Source organism: Dyadobacter sp. 22481 (genome assembly GCF_052044875.1).
In the GTDB taxonomy this organism is placed as follows: domain Bacteria; phylum Bacteroidota; class Bacteroidia; order Cytophagales; family Spirosomataceae; genus Dyadobacter; species Dyadobacter endophyticus.
The window spans coordinates 815,833-829,782 of record NZ_JBQENV010000002.1; the positions used below are offsets into that span (position 1 = coordinate 815,833).

The following is a 13,950-nucleotide window of genomic DNA, read 5'->3' on the forward strand; positions in this document are numbered from 1 at the left end:
ATTTCAAGGAAACTAATCTATCTTTGAAATGCGTTCCCTTGATATTGCCTTACGACTAGCTATGAACTTCGAACTCACTTCAGAATACCAGCCAACGGGCGATCAGCCGGAGGCGATCAAACAACTAATACAAGGAATTGAAAACGGGGAACCTGCCCAGACCTTACTTGGGGTGACGGGTTCCGGGAAGACATTCACGGTGGCCAATGTGGTGTCGCATGTGAACAAGCCGACCCTCGTACTGAGCCACAATAAAACGCTGGCAGCCCAGCTTTACGGCGAGTTCAAGCAGTTTTTTCCCACCAATGCCGTCGAGTATTTTATCAGCTACTACGACTATTACCAGCCTGAGGCATTCATTTCCACCACCAATACCTACATTGAAAAGGACCTGATGATCAATCAGGAGATCGAAAAGCTGCGTTTGCACACTGTCTCGTCGCTCATGAGCGGGCGCCGGGATGTGATCGTGGTGGCGTCGGTTTCTTGTATTTATGGTGCGGGAAACCCTTTGGAATACAAAAAAAGCATCGTGAGCGCCAAGCTCGGCGATGTGGTAAGCCGCAACCAGTTTCTGTTCAGGCTTGTGGAAATCCTTTATAGCCGGACGGAAGTAGAATTCAATCGCGGGACTTTCCGCGTAAAAGGCGATACGGTCGATGTTTTTCCGGGTTATGCGGATTTTGCTTACCGTTTTATCTTTTTCGGGGATGAAATCGAGGAGATCCAGCGCATCGAGCCCGAGACGGGTAAGAAGCTGTCTTCTGAAAAAGCGATCGCCATTTTTCCGGCAAACCTGTTCGTTACCGGTCGCGACGTTCTGAACCAATCCATTAAAGAGATACAGGACGATCTGCAAAATCAGATCAAGTATTTTATTGCCGAAGGGAGACTCGCGGAGGCCGAGCGCGTGAAAGAGCGTACCGAGTTTGACATGGAGATGATGCGCGAACTGGGCTATTGCTCCGGCATCGAGAACTATTCCCGCTATTTCGATCGTCGAATGCCCGGGCAACGCCCATTCTGTCTGCTCGACTATTTTCCTGAGGATTTTTTGATGGTGGTCGACGAAAGCCACGTGACGATGCCGCAGATCCGCGCCATGTGGGGCGGCGACCGCTCGCGTAAAGAGGCTTTGGTGGAATACGGTTTTCGGCTACCATCGGCATTGGATAACCGGCCGCTGACATTCCAGGAGTTCGAAGACATGACGCCGCAAACCATTTTTGTAAGCGCCACACCTGCGGATTATGAACTGAGAAAGTCGGAAGGTGTTGTCGTTGAGCAGATTATACGTCCTACCGGTCTGCTGGATCCCGAAATTGAAGTGAGGCCAAGCCTGAACCAGATCGACGACCTGCTGGAAGAAATAAATGAACGCATTAAGTTGGGCGACCGCGTTCTGATAACCACTTTGACGAAACGGATGGCCGAAGAGCTGAGCAAATACCTCGACCGCGTCGGTATCAAATGCCGCTATATTCACTCGGAAGTGAAGACATTAGACCGCGTGGAAATATTACGGGAATTGCGCCTTGGCATATTTGATGTGCTGGTGGGCGTAAACCTCCTCCGCGAGGGGCTCGACTTGCCCGAAGTATCGCTCGTGGCCATTATGGATGCAGACAAAGAGGGTTTCCTCCGTGATACCCGCTCCATGATCCAGACCATCGGCCGCGCGGCGCGTAACGACCGCGGGAAGGTGATTATGTATGCGGATACCATCACCGGCTCAATGCAGCTTGCGATCGATGAAACAAACCGTCGCCGGAGCATTCAAATGGATTACAATATGGAGAACGGCATCACGCCAAGAACCGTTCGGAAATCCAAAGAGGCCATTATGGAGCAGACTTCTGTGGCCGACTCCAAGGTTCGCAAAATATACGTTGAGCCGGATGAAGTCCGCATTGCAGCTGATCCTGTCGTTCAATACATGGGTAAAACCGATTTACAAAAACTCGTTGCCGAAACCCAGCGTAAAATGGAAGCCGCCGCGAAGGATCTGGACTTTCTGGAAGCTGCACGGTTGCGGGATGAACTGCTGCAATTGAAGGCGCGGGTGCAGGAGCAGGGTTAGGCCTGAAATTTTTTTGGGTTACGGCTAGTATGGAAAACGGAGACGACGTGAATCACTCGTTTGGCTTCTAGTGGCCGAAAGGCTATTACAAAAGGGAAAACCGGTAGCGGTTCGAAACGTAAAATTTGGCCATATCTTTTAGCAAACTTGTAGGGATTGTCGGCTATGGAATTTAAACAGCCCGATATTTCCCCTATAAATCTGTCGCCTAATCCGGTTTTTTGTTTTTCATACCATTCGTATGCTTCATGGAGCTCGATTTCAGCAGTTTTAAAAAGGAGAATGTTGTAATGAGCCAAAGTCTTTTTTTATGTCGTTCCAGGGGCGAGCCGATAACTTACCGTCGTCGAATGCAGCTAATCTTTTGAGCAGTTCATCCAATCCTTCCGGCGATAGCTCAAAACCTTCTTGCAAAGCGCGACTAACCTTACTTTTGTCGACCTCATCAAGGCTTTGAATAAGGTCTGCGAGTTGGTCAAACGAAAGTTGCTGCGTCTTCATAAGTCGGTAATTAAGCTTCAAGATAATTGCTGGAACTATATAAAGTTACAAAAAATACCCGAACTAACCCTTTGAATGATCAGCCGGTATCAGACCAATTCGGAGGCCAGCAACTCCAACACTTCTTCCCAACTATTCACCCGGGTATGCCTATCGATTCCCCTGTTGTGCCCTGCGGTGAATAGAATAGGCCTTCCTTTGTGAAAATCGAGGTTTTTAAAGTGATCGTCGATGAGGTAATCGGTGTTGATCACACTTTTGTCTCCGCAGAAAATGATGTTTCTCCAATGGATCGAGGGAAAGTGTTCGGCTAGCCAGTCGTGTTTTTCAGACAGAGAATTTGGGAACTCCATGGCAGCGGATACGATGTAGACTTCGTAGTTTTCCTGCAATTTGATGATGGCCTCCTGCGATCCGGGAATGACGGGTGCATTACGGAAAAATCCAGGTTTGTAAATCAGGCTCCGCGCGGCTAACGGGTCCGGAAAGGCCTGGTCTTCGGGAATGCCGTGCATATCCAGTTTCGTAATTCTTATCCCAAAAGCGTCTGCGTACCAGTTGATCCAGTTAGCTTCAATGTCGACGATGACATTATCCATATCCACCGCAATCGATTTTTTCATGACGAAAGAAATTAGTATTTGCAATTATTTGCAACAAATATAAAATTACTATGCAATATTTTGCAACATTAAATTTAAAATGTTTGTTAAATTTGCAAGCATAATCGGGGGTACCTATGTTAAAAGAAGAACGTTTCCAGATCATACTGGATCAGTTGGGGCATGATCAGAAAGTCTATCTGGGGCATCTGAGTACGCTTTTGAATGTGTCCGAGGATACCGTCAGGCGGGATATCAAGGAGCTGGCCGACCAGGGCTTGCTCAAATCGGTGCGAGGAGGAGCAGTGCCACATTCACCAGGCCCACACCATTTCCGCGATAGGGTCAAATATGACAACGATCAGAAGCAGATTATTGCAAAAAAGGCGTTACAATTTCTCAAAGACGGCCAGGTAGTAATCTTCGACGGCGGTACTTCAGCAATGCTGATCGCCCAAATGCTTCCGAAAGACCTGAAACTGACGGTTATCACTAATAGTTTCCCTATTGCCTCGATTCTGGAAGAGCATGAGCACGTTGAAGTGCTGTTTGCCGGAGGGCGTTTGCTCAAAGACTCGTTTGTCACGATCGGCAATGATGCAATGCAGTTTTTCAAAAAGTTCCGGGCAGATATTTGTCTACTCGGCATTTGCAGCATTCACACCGAACTGGGCGTCACCGGCCCTGATTTCGAGGAAAGCGAAGTGAAGCGGACTATGATTGAATCGTCGAAGGAAGTAATTGCATTAGCAACTACTGAAAAGCTGGGTACTGCCGAGGCCTACTATGTTTGTCCGACAGAACGGTTATCCATGATTATTACTGATAAAGAGGCTGAAAACGAAGAATTTAATATTTACCGGAAGCTGGGAATCAGTTTAGTCTGATTCCCGGGCGCCGTTTATTTTTTAGTAGTTTCTTCAACTTTAAAAGAAGTATCGTCAATGCTCTTCGTGTCCTGATTAATGGCATTCGAAAACCCGAGCATAAACGAAATAGCCATCCTGAGAAGCCATTTCCGCAGGAAGAATACGGTTCGTTTGATTCCCATTTTCCAATCGATTTAAATGAAGCGTTAGGGCCAGGCGCATAGCTTAGCCCTGATGCGCCCGGGCGCATCGTTACAAGCATCCGCGAAATGCGGGACGCCGGATTACGATAGGAAAATGGAATGGGGGTCAGCCGAGCGTGTACGGCTCCGGAAATGCTGATTTTGAATGTGAACGCAGCCAGGCACCCGGGTGAAGTGGAAATCGGGATGCTGCGTGATGGAGCTACTTAGCTCATTCGAAAGGTAAGTAAGATGTGCGTGTTGCTGGTTTTTAAAACAGGTAAAAGCAAAGGGCCGGTTTCCAGCGGGTTTGAGGTTTTTAAGGCTGAATAGGCTTTGCCTTTGACTAACGCGCTGAACAGCATAGACTTGCTCAGTTTTATAGGGGCCAACACCTGCGATCTCCCTAAAATGGAGGGTACTGACAGACAAAACTGTCAGGAATAACCATTTTAAGAAGTAATGTCCTCTCATTATCGGTTGATTTTAACTATCTGGGAGCCATTCTGATGGCCCCGTCCAAACGAATTACCTCGCCGTTCAGCATCGGATTTTCCACAATGGATTTAGCAAGTAATGCATATTCGGAAGGCTTTCCAAGTCGCGAGGGAAACGGAATCTGTTGTCCTAATGAAATGCGGGTTTCTTCCGGCAACCCCATTAGTAAAGGTGTTTCAAAAAGTCCCGGTGCGATGGCCATTACGCGAATGCCGGATTTTGCAAGATCCCGCGCAACGGGTAGCGTCATACTCACAATCCCGCCTTTGCTCGCGGCATAAGCTACCTGCCCCATTTGGCCGTCATAGGCTGCCACGGAAGCCGTATTGATGATCACGCCGCGCTCACCCTCCGCATTTGGCTCATTCTTCTCCATTGCAAATGCAGCCAGCCGCATTACATTGAATGTGCCGATGAGATTAATACGAATCGTTTTTTCAAAAAGCTCAAAAGAATGCGGGCCGTAAATGCCATCCGCTTTGCCTACGATCTTGCGCGCGGGAGCGATGCCGGCGCAGTTGACCACGATTTGAATACCGTCAAAGGTTTGCAGGGCAATGTCCAGCGCATTCTGGACTTCGCTTTCGCTGGTTACGTCGGTTCTGATGAATTTAAGCAGGCTTGGAAATTCGTTTTCCAGCGCTTGTCCAGCCGTTTCATTTAAGTCCAGGACAACAACTTTGGCTCCCTGACTTATGAATAGCCGTGCAGTCGCTTCTCCAAGGCCGGAGGCGCCGCCGGTGATGAGGGCTGTGGAGGTTTGGAATTGCATATTGGATAAAACTAAGATTTTTGTGCTGACTTCCCAAAAATTGTGATAATTTATATATGCGTAAAAAAGGCGTCCCACGAGTGCGACGCCTTTTTATTATCATTGAAACGGAAGTTTCATCTACACAACCTCAATCTTCACCTTCAACAAAAACTCATCCATCTCGATTTCCGTCGCTTCCCCATTCAGGTCGCCGACGAGGTTGAGGTCCAGGGCTTGTACTTCCTGGCAGATGTAGTCTTTATTAGCGGTTACTGCGCTGGCGAGCAGGCCGTTGTTGTCTTGTAAGGTAATGCGGATCTTGTCGGTTACTTCAAAACCGCTGTCTTTGCGGAGATTCTGCACACGATTTACGAAATCACGGGCGATACCTTCCAGGCGCAGGTCTTCGGTAACGGTAATGTCGAGGGCAACGGTCAGGCCGCCTTCGCTCGCAACAAGCCAGCCCGGAACGTCTTCGGCGATGATTTCCACGTCCGTTAATGCGATTTCGATAGGCCCGCTGGTAGATGGCAGCGTAATGGCGGTGCTGGCTTCGATTTCACGGATTTGAATTTCATCCATCGCGGAAATGGCGGCGGCTACCTCCTTCATTTTCGGTCCGAATTTAGGTCCGAGTGTTTTGAAGTTAGGTTTGATTTTCTTTTTCAAAATGCCGCTGTCGTCGTGTACGAACTCGATGTGCTTCACATTCACTTCCGAAAGGATAATGTAAGCTACCTGCTCGATCTGACGTTTCGTTTTATCACTTAAAACAGGGATCAGGATTTTGGACAATGGCTGACGTACTTTCAGCTTATGTCCTTTCCTGATCGAGTGAACAAGCGAGCTAATGCGTTGCGCGAGGTCCATTGCCTCTTCCAGGTCGGTATCGACTACTTCTGCCTCGATTTTTGGCCAGTAAGTCAAATGCACCGAGTCGTATTTGAATGGCGCATTGTGCTGAATAGACGCTTCGCGATCGCTGTCCGTCAGGTTTTTATATAACCATTCTCCAAAGAAAGGTGCGATAGGCGACATAAGCTGCGAAACGGTTGCCAAACAATGGTGCAATGTCTCGTAGGCAGCCGCTTTGTCGTTGGTCAAACCTTCGCCTTGCTCAGCCGATGGGTTCCAGAAGCGGCGGCGGTTGAGGCGGATATACCAGTTTGAAAGCTGGTCGGTAACGAAATCCTGCACGAGGCGGCCCGCTTTGGTCGGATTGTAATCGTCGAATTGCTCGCCAACTTCATTGATCAATGTATTCAGTTTCGATAAAATCCAGCGGTCGAGCTCGGTGCGCTTTTCGATAGGTACAGAATTCGCTTCGTGGAACTCGTAACCGTCGAGATTCGCATACAATGCAAAGAAATTGTAGGTATTCACCAACGTTCCGAAGAACTTGCGCTGCACCTCGCCGATGCCGTCGATATTGAATTTCAGGTTATCCCACGGCTCCGCATTGGTGATCATATACCAGCGTGTCGCATCTGGGCCATATTGTGCCAGGGTCGCAAACGGGTCGACGGCATTGCCAAGACGTTTCGACATTTTGTTGCCGTTCTTATCAAGTACCAGGCCGGTCGAGACCACATTCTTGAATGCAACCGAGTCGAACAACATTCCCGCAATGGCGTGCAATGTGAAAAACCAACCGCGGGTTTGGTCTACACCTTCCGAAATAAAGTCGGCAGGGTAGGCTTGGTTGAATATTTCCTGGTTTTCAAACGGATAATGCCATTGTGCGTATGGCATCGCGCCGGAGTCGAACCAAACGTCGATCAGGTCCGGTTCGCGGTGCATGATGTGGCCTGTTTTACCTATCAGCACTACATCATCCACATACGGACGGTGCAGGTCGTAGTCGCCATGTTCCAGTTTTTGCAGATAATCCGAGTTGTGCAATGCCTGCTCGCGGGTAAGGTGGCCGGAAATAATGGCTTCTTCCAGCTTGTCTTTCAGTTCTTCGATCGAGCCGATGCATACCTCATCGCCATAATCGTTCCGCCAGATCGGCAGCGGCGTGCCCCAGTAGCGCGAGCGCGAGAGGTTCCAGTCAACCAGGTTTTCAAGCCAGTTGCCAAAGCGGCCGGTACCGGTACTTTCGGGTTTCCAGTTAATGCTTTTGTTCAGTTCTACCAACCGGTCTTTCACAGCAGTGGTGCGGATAAACCAGCTGTCGAGCGGGTAGTAGAGCACCGGCTTGTCGGTACGCCAGCAATGCGGGTAGGGGTGTTCGTATTTCTCGACTTTAAATGCTTTGCCTTCTTCTTTCAGTTTGATGGCGATCAGCACGTCGGTCGGGCGGAACTCGGGATCGTCCTGTTCGGCCTGGGAGTAATATTCAGGTTTTACAAAGCGGCCCGCATAATCAGTGATTTCTTTCACAAAACGGCCCTGGCGATCTACGATAGGCACTTCCTTGCCGTTTTCGTCCTTCACCATAATGGGCGGGATACCATTTGCCTGCGCAACCCGGAAGTCGTCCGCGCCGAAGGTAGGAGAGGTGTGCACTACGCCGGTACCATCTTCGGTAGTTACGAAATCGCCGAGGATGACACGGAAAGCGGGAGTCTCCGGTTGAATGTAAGGCAGCAGTTGCTCGTACTCGATGCCTTCCAGGGCTTTGCCTTTGAACTCATTTAAAACTGTCCAGGGAAGCAGCTTTTTATCACTGGCCGCATAGCCTTCGAAATCGCCGTTGTGGCCTTTTTCGGAGAAATATTTGCCTACCAGATCCTTCGCGAGCACAACGGCCACAGGCTCGTGCGTGTAAGGATTAAAGGTTTTAACCAACACATAATCAATATTGCCACCCACGGTCAATGCGGAGTTCGCAGGAAGCGTCCAGGGCGTGGTCGTCCAGGCCAGAATGCGGATATCCAGGTCGGCAGAACCCGCCAATGCTTCCCATTTAGCAGCATCTTTGACCTTAAACATGGCCACAATGGTAGTATCCTTCACGTCTTTATACGTGCCGGGCATGTTCAGTTCGTGCGACGACAGACCCGTTCCGGCAGCCGGTGAATATGGCTGGATCGTATATCCTTTGTAGAGTAAACCTTTGTCATATAGCTTTTTGAGCAGATGCCAGAGGCTTTCGATATATTCGCTTTTGTAGGTAATATAAGGATTGTCGAGGTCAACCCAGTAACCCATTTTCTCGGTCAGGTCATTCCACTGGTCGGTGAATTTCATGACCGTCTGGCGGCATTTTTCGTTATAATCCGCTACCGAAATCTTCTTTCCGATATCGTCCTTGATAATGCCCAGTTCCTTTTCCACTTGTAGCTCGACCGGCAGACCGTGCGTGTCCCAGCCGCCTTTACGCTTCACCTGAAAGCCCTGCAAAGTTTTGTAACGGCAGAAAATATCCTTGATCGCCCGCGCCATTACGTGGTGAATGCCCGGCGTACCGTTGGCCGACGGCGGTCCTTCATAAAATGTGAAAGTAGGGGAGCCCTCGCGAGTTTCTACCGATGCTTCAAAGATCTTCTTGTCTTTCCAGAATTTCAGTACTTCGTCCCCGATTTGCGGGTAACTCAGATTTTTATATTCGTTGTATTTCATATGGGTTGTTAGCGTCGGGCGTTTCGCCCTGGCTGGTCATGTAAATAGCACTATTTATAACCCTCTCCGGATTTTAAGAGTGCAAAATTACGGATTTTTTTCCGCTAAAAGGATGTACGCTTTTGAATGAATCTGACGGAGATTGTATTATTTTGGTGCCTCAATCATCAATCGCGAAATGGAACTTATCAACACCCTGTTATCAGCCAATAAAACCTGGGCCGCCAGGCAACTCGAAGTTGACGAAACGTATTTTGATAACCTGGCCAAAGATCAGAAACCGGATTTTCTCTGGATCGGATGTTCCGACAGCCGCGTACCTGCCGAAGACCTGACAGGTTCGCAGCCCGGTGAAATGTTTGTACACCGCAACGTAGCCAACCTGGTGGTACATACGGATATGAACATGCTCAGCGTGTTGCAATATGCCGTGGAGGTGTTGAAAGTGAGGCATATATTGGTTGTCGGGCATTACCAATGTGGCGGCGTGAAAGCGTCGATGATGCACAAGGACCTGGGCCTGATCAATCGCTGGCTTCATAATATCAAAGATGTGTACGACAAGTTCGCCACCGAGCTGGATGCGATCGAGGACGAGAAAAAGCGTTTCGACCGCCTGGTGGAACTGAATGTAATCCAGCAGGTGCACAACCTTGCGCAGACGAGCATTGTACAGGGGGCGTGGCACCAGGGACAGGAGCTGCACCTCCACGGCTGGGTGTTCGGCCTGCACGACGGACTTTTGAAAACCCTGGCCCATATGCCGCCGAATACGAAGGTGGAGGGGATTTATCGTTACGATTTCTGATTTTTTTGTGGGATGAAAGGGAGGAAAGGGAGGAAGGAGGAAAGGGAGGAGGGAAAATGAGGAGTGAGGCTTTTCTTCCTCCTTCTTCCATCCTCCCCTTCCTCCCTTTCATCCGTTTCCTCCCTTTTTGGTAGTTCACATCGTTCGCCTTATATTCGTAGTCTTAATTGAGTCTAAATAAGATAACTGGCGGCGAATCGATGAAAAAACTGATTGGAAAACTCCATCTGTACCTGGGACTTATCTCCGGCATTATGGTGTTCATCATTTCCATCACGGGGTGTATCCTGGCATTTGAGCAGGAAATCAAAAGCATTACGCAGCCCTATATGTTTGTAAAAGGCCCGACAGGCGGGAAGGTGCTGCCTCCGTCGGAGCTCGCAGAGATCGCTAAAAAGGCGCTGCCCGGCAAGGTGGCCAAAGGGGTGCTTTACGATACGCCCGATCGCAATGCACAGGTAGGTTTTTACAACCTCGATCCCGAATATTATTACGTCGCCTATATCAACCAATACACCGGGAAATTGGAGCACGTCTGGAATGAGGACGACGATTTCTTCCATTTCATTCTCCACGGGCATTATTACCTATGGTTGCCTGAAAAGATCGGCCAGCCGGTAACTGCTTCGGCTACGCTCGTTTTCTTTTTCATGATGACCAGCGGGATGGTGCTTTGGTGGCCCAAAAACAAATCTGCCGCCAAACAGCGCTTTTCGATCAAATGGAATGCGGCGTGGCGACGGAAAAACTACGATTTGCATAATGTTTTGGGCTTCTATATCATGTCAATCGGCGTGATTCTGGCCTTAACCGGGCTTGTTTGGGGCTTCCAGTGGTTTTCGCAAGGACTTTATAAAGTCACAGGCGGGCAGGGATCGGATATATATTACAACCCGACTTCCGACACTATTTCAACCACGCAGGTAACCGGCCCGATGCAGGCTGTGGACAAGGCATGGTTGCAATTACAAAACGAATATCCCAAATATTCGACCCTCAATATTTCCTTCCCTACCGAGAAAGCAGAGTCGATTTTCTCTTATGTGAACTTCCGGGAAGGCACTTACTACAATGTCGATTATAATTATTTCGATCAATATTCGGTCAAAAAAATCCAGGCAACTGGCCCTTATACGGGCAAATACAGCGAGGCCAACTTCGCAAACACACTCCGCCGGATGAATTACGACATCCACACGGGCGCTATCCTTGGGTTGCCGGGTAAGATTCTCGTATTCTTTGCCAGCCTGATCTGCGCTTCATTACCCGTTACCGGCTTTGTGATCTGGTGGGGTAGAAGGAAGAAGGCTCCAAAAAAGGTAAGGAAGAGCGTTCCAGTGATGAAAACGGCAGTGTGATGGGATCGCCCAGATTCCGCCGCCGAAATGGTCTACTGCTTTTGGTAAATTCTTACATAATCTACTTCAAAGCGGGCAGGGAATTCTGTTTTGGACAAATCGCCGCCGTTGTCGCCCCCCAATGCCATGCCCAGCAGGATGTAATGCGGCTGTTTAAACGGCGTAACGTCTTTGTTTTTAGCATTAACAGCCTTTGCCTGGTCCTGTGAGGCCATCAGCATGTCATCCACATAGATTTTGATTGAATGCTCGTCCCAATCCATACGCCAGACGTGGAATTTAGACGACCAATCCGGATCCCCGAACGTGCTGATCTGCTTTTTATTGGTATTCCAAACAGGTTTATAGCGCTCATTCGAGCCCCAGGCGAGGTTAGCGAGCAACATGCCCCTGTAAAACTCCATAATATCGATCTCGCCGTTATCCGGCCATTCGCCCTGATCGCCCAGCGTCCAGAAAGCGGGCCAAATCCCTGAGCGCGTGTCGATTTTGGCGCGCATTTCGAAACGGCCGTATTGAAAGCTCTTTTTGCCGCGGGTAATGATGCTGGCCGAGGTGTATTCGGCATATTCGCGACTTTCTTTCCAGTTATTGCTGCCCGGCTTGTAATTGGGGTTTTTGACACGCTCTTTTTTTGCCTCGATAATCAGGTAGCCGCCTTTACAATAGGCATTATCACCCTGATACCACTGGTCTTCATGGTTTCGGGTAAAACCTTTTTCGGGCTGCCACACATTCGGGTCGGGCGCGCCGTCGTAGTCGAATTCGTCGGCCCATATTAGCTTGTATTGGGCTGTGGCCGGCGTCAGTGTGATGAGAGCCATGATGATCGTCAGAAGCAGTTTATCAGGAGTAGTCATTGGTAGTCGGTTGTTGTTCCTTGATGTTATCTGGGAAAGTGGCGGGAGCCGCTCATTTACCCGAAATGACAATTTGAAAAGAACTGACACTATTAATCGCCGTGCCGGGTTTTTATTTCTGACGGTTTTCCTTTTTCTTGTAAGCAACCGTCTGCCGCCGCTTTTGCCGGCTGACGTTATTTTTGATATGCGTAAATTCATTGATACTGCCAAAAAAGCCGGCCTGGACGGTTTTATGCTCGCATTGCTCAGCATGATCCTGCTCGCGTGGCTCTGGCCCGCACCGGGTATGCAGCACAGCCCGCTTCATCTTTCTACGGTTTCTACCTATGCCGTTTCAGTCATATTCTTCTTTTATGGCCTGCGTCTCAGTCCCGAAAAGCTGAAAGCCGGACTCGTGAACTGGCGGCTGCACGTGATGGTACACTTGTCGACATTTGTACTTTTTCCCGTGCTTGCACTGGCATTCAGACCGTTTTTTCAGAATGGGGAAGGGCAAACCATGTGGCTGGCGATCTTTTTTCTGACGGTCCTCCCGTCCACCGTTTCATCGTCAGTGGTAATGGTGTCTATTGCGCGCGGTAATGTCCCGGCGGCGATATTCAATGCCAGTATTTCGAGCCTTATCGGCGTTTTCATCACGCCGCTATGGATGGGCCTCGTGCTGGAATCTGGTTCAGGGCAAGCCAGCGCCGGACATTTTGATCTCCTTTCGGTAGTCGGAAAGCTGTCCATACAAGTATTATTGCCGGTATTTGCCGGAATTGTGCTCAACAAGCGTTGGGGCCATTTCGCGGAGCGCCACAAAAAGTACATCCGCTATTTCGATCAGTCGTCGATTTTGCTGATCGTTTACACTTCTTTTTGCGAATCGTTCGGAGAGCACCTATTCGATTCGCTTGGAATAAAAGAAATTGTATTTTTAGGGATAGGAATGCTCGCGCTGTTTTTCGGGATCTATTTTCTGCTGACGTTCATCAGCGGTTTGTTGCATTTCAACCGGGAGGATAAGGTTACCGCGGTATTCTGTGGTTCCAAAAAATCGCTGGTGCAGGGTGCGGTGATGTCGAAAGTGCTGTTCGCGGGGCCGGAAGCGGGCTTAATGCTCCTGCCGATCATGCTTTACCATGCTTTACAACTGATCGCAGCGAGCATCATTGCACAGCGGGTAGCCCGGGAACTTGAAGTAGCGGAGGATTTTGTACTTAAAAAATAATGTATGCGGATCATATCGTGGCTGGTGCGGCTGGTAGTACTGATTTTACTTTTGGCGGGGATCAATGCATTATGGTCGGGTTTCCGGACCGGCCCCTGGCTCCCCGAATGGCTCGGCGGGGAGGATAAGGTCGAAACAATGCATACGGTGGTTTTGCAGGAAATCAGCTCGATGGGCAAGCTGGAAGTAGTGAAATACAATTTCAAGGACGTAGTGGAGCAGGAAATTGTAAAAATGTGGCTGCCTAATGCCAAAGCGATCCTGATCGTGCAGGGCGAAGCAATCGGTTGTGTGGACCTGGCTAAGATTTCAATGGAAGATATTAGCTCCGACGCCGAAACGCTGGTGATCAATATGCCCGAGCCGGAGCTTTGTGTTTTTAAAATAGACCATAGTAAATCAAAGGTTTACAATACGGAATATGCATTTACCGACGAGGCTAAACTGGTGCAGGAGGCTTACAAACAAGCCGAAAAGCAGATCCAGAAATCGGCCCTCGACATGGGTATCCTGGATCAGACCAAGGAGAATGCCCAAAAAATATTGACCCCAATGCTTGAAAAAGCTTCGGGTAAAAAGGTGGTGCTTAAATTTCCAATGAATGCCAAAGTAGACAAGTTGCGATAATATCAATGCGCTAAACCAACCCTTTCTG

General features: G+C 49.1%; 13 protein-coding genes. 6 read left to right on the forward strand and 7 right to left on the reverse strand.

Annotated elements, in window-relative coordinates:
• Positions 1-61: 61 nt before the first annotated feature.
• Positions 62-2,080 (forward strand): excinuclease ABC subunit UvrB, encoded by a 2,019-nt coding sequence (gene uvrB, locus ACTJJJ_RS13470; RefSeq protein ID WP_188935238.1) that lies wholly within the window; start codon positions 62-64, stop codon positions 2,078-2,080.
• On the opposite strand, the gene ACTJJJ_RS13475 is transcribed toward uvrB, so the two are convergent.
• The 3 genes from ACTJJJ_RS13475 to ACTJJJ_RS13485 form a co-directional block, all read right to left on the reverse strand.
• Positions 2,077-2,379, reverse strand: coding sequence for a type II toxin-antitoxin system RelE/ParE family toxin (locus tag ACTJJJ_RS13475; RefSeq protein ID WP_440702057.1), 303 nt, complete (start codon positions 2,377-2,379; stop codon positions 2,077-2,079). The two genes, uvrB and ACTJJJ_RS13475, sit on opposite strands and share 4 nt — an antisense overlap.
• Positions 2,351-2,581 carry a hypothetical protein gene (locus ACTJJJ_RS13480; protein ID WP_440702058.1) on the reverse strand — a complete coding sequence of 77 codons (231 nt, stop codon included), beginning with the start codon at positions 2,579-2,581 and terminating at the stop codon, positions 2,351-2,353. The genes ACTJJJ_RS13475 and ACTJJJ_RS13480 overlap by 29 nt, the downstream gene beginning before the upstream one ends.
• An 89-nt stretch (positions 2,582-2,670) precedes the next feature.
• On the reverse strand, positions 2,671-3,204 hold the full coding sequence (locus tag ACTJJJ_RS13485) for a 5' nucleotidase, NT5C type (protein WP_440702059.1): 534 nt from the start codon (positions 3,202-3,204) through the stop codon (positions 2,671-2,673).
• Between the two features lie 116 nt (positions 3,205-3,320).
• Here ACTJJJ_RS13485 and ACTJJJ_RS13490 point away from each other — a divergent pair, with 116 nt between their 5' ends.
• The gene (locus ACTJJJ_RS13490) at positions 3,321-4,070 is read left to right on the forward strand and encodes a DeoR/GlpR family DNA-binding transcription regulator (RefSeq protein WP_229222515.1); all 750 of its coding nucleotides are present in this window, start codon (positions 3,321-3,323) and stop codon (positions 4,068-4,070) included.
• A 14-nt stretch (positions 4,071-4,084) separates the two neighbouring features.
• Here ACTJJJ_RS13490 and ACTJJJ_RS13495 read toward each other — a convergent pair whose 3' ends face one another.
• The 3 genes from ACTJJJ_RS13495 to ileS form a co-directional block, all read right to left on the reverse strand.
• On the reverse strand, positions 4,085-4,234 hold the full coding sequence (locus ACTJJJ_RS13495; RefSeq protein ID WP_440702060.1) for a hypothetical protein: 150 nt from the start codon (positions 4,232-4,234) through the stop codon (positions 4,085-4,087).
• Positions 4,235-4,724: 490 nt separating this feature from the next.
• The gene (locus ACTJJJ_RS13500; protein ID WP_440702061.1) at positions 4,725-5,504 is read right to left on the reverse strand and encodes a 3-hydroxyacyl-CoA dehydrogenase; all 780 of its coding nucleotides are present in this window, start codon (positions 5,502-5,504) and stop codon (positions 4,725-4,727) included.
• 120 nt (positions 5,505-5,624) lie between these two features.
• Positions 5,625-9,053: an isoleucine--tRNA ligase gene (ileS, locus tag ACTJJJ_RS13505; protein ID WP_440702062.1), complete on the reverse strand. Its 3,429-nt coding sequence runs from the start codon at positions 9,051-9,053 to the stop codon at positions 5,625-5,627.
• A 178-nt stretch (positions 9,054-9,231) separates the two neighbouring features.
• On the opposite strand from ileS, the gene can reads away from it, so the two are divergent.
• Positions 9,232-9,861, forward strand: coding sequence for a carbonate dehydratase (gene can, locus ACTJJJ_RS13510; protein WP_188934358.1), 630 nt, complete (start codon positions 9,232-9,234; stop codon positions 9,859-9,861).
• Positions 9,862-10,061: 200 nt separating this feature from the next.
• On the forward strand, positions 10,062-11,219 hold the full coding sequence (locus ACTJJJ_RS13515) for a PepSY-associated TM helix domain-containing protein (RefSeq protein WP_440702063.1): 1,158 nt from the start codon (positions 10,062-10,064) through the stop codon (positions 11,217-11,219).
• A gap of 32 nt (positions 11,220-11,251) precedes the next feature.
• Here ACTJJJ_RS13515 and ACTJJJ_RS13520 read toward each other — a convergent pair whose 3' ends face one another.
• Complete coding sequence (locus ACTJJJ_RS13520) at positions 11,252-12,079, reverse strand: glycoside hydrolase family 16 protein (protein WP_440702064.1); 828 nt, start codon at positions 12,077-12,079, stop codon at positions 11,252-11,254.
• Positions 12,080-12,266: 187 nt separating this feature from the next.
• On the opposite strand from ACTJJJ_RS13520, the gene ACTJJJ_RS13525 reads away from it, so the two are divergent.
• Positions 12,267-13,295, forward strand: coding sequence for a bile acid:sodium symporter family protein (locus ACTJJJ_RS13525; protein WP_188934352.1), 1,029 nt, complete (start codon positions 12,267-12,269; stop codon positions 13,293-13,295).
• A 3-nt stretch (positions 13,296-13,298) separates the two neighbouring features.
• Positions 13,299-13,922 carry a DUF4230 domain-containing protein gene (locus ACTJJJ_RS13530; protein WP_188934350.1) on the forward strand — a complete coding sequence of 208 codons (624 nt, stop codon included), beginning with the start codon at positions 13,299-13,301 and terminating at the stop codon, positions 13,920-13,922.
• The last annotated feature ends 28 nt before the right edge of the window (positions 13,923-13,950 follow it).

Coding starts and splice junctions, on each gene's coding strand:
- uvrB (WP_188935238.1), top strand. CDS start 62: ATGAACTTCGAACTCACTTCAGAATACCAGCCAACGGGCGATCAGCCG.
- ACTJJJ_RS13480 (WP_440702058.1), bottom strand. CDS start 2,581: ATGAAGACGCAGCAACTTTCGTTTGACCAACTCGCAGACCTTATTCAA.
- ACTJJJ_RS13485 (WP_440702059.1), bottom strand. CDS start 3,204: ATGAAAAAATCGATTGCGGTGGATATGGATAATGTCATCGTCGACATT.
- ACTJJJ_RS13490 (WP_229222515.1), top strand. CDS start 3,321: ATGTTAAAAGAAGAACGTTTCCAGATCATACTGGATCAGTTGGGGCAT.
- ACTJJJ_RS13495 (WP_440702060.1), bottom strand. CDS start 4,234: ATGGGAATCAAACGAACCGTATTCTTCCTGCGGAAATGGCTTCTCAGG.
- ACTJJJ_RS13500 (WP_440702061.1), bottom strand. CDS start 5,504: ATGCAATTCCAAACCTCCACAGCCCTCATCACCGGCGGCGCCTCCGGC.
- ileS (WP_440702062.1), bottom strand. CDS start 9,053: ATGAAATACAACGAATATAAAAATCTGAGTTACCCGCAAATCGGGGAC.
- can (WP_188934358.1), top strand. CDS start 9,232: ATGGAACTTATCAACACCCTGTTATCAGCCAATAAAACCTGGGCCGCC.
- ACTJJJ_RS13515 (WP_440702063.1), top strand. CDS start 10,062: ATGAAAAAACTGATTGGAAAACTCCATCTGTACCTGGGACTTATCTCC.
- ACTJJJ_RS13520 (WP_440702064.1), bottom strand. CDS start 12,079: ATGACTACTCCTGATAAACTGCTTCTGACGATCATCATGGCTCTCATC.
- ACTJJJ_RS13525 (WP_188934352.1), top strand. CDS start 12,267: ATGCGTAAATTCATTGATACTGCCAAAAAAGCCGGCCTGGACGGTTTT.
- ACTJJJ_RS13530 (WP_188934350.1), top strand. CDS start 13,299: ATGCGGATCATATCGTGGCTGGTGCGGCTGGTAGTACTGATTTTACTT.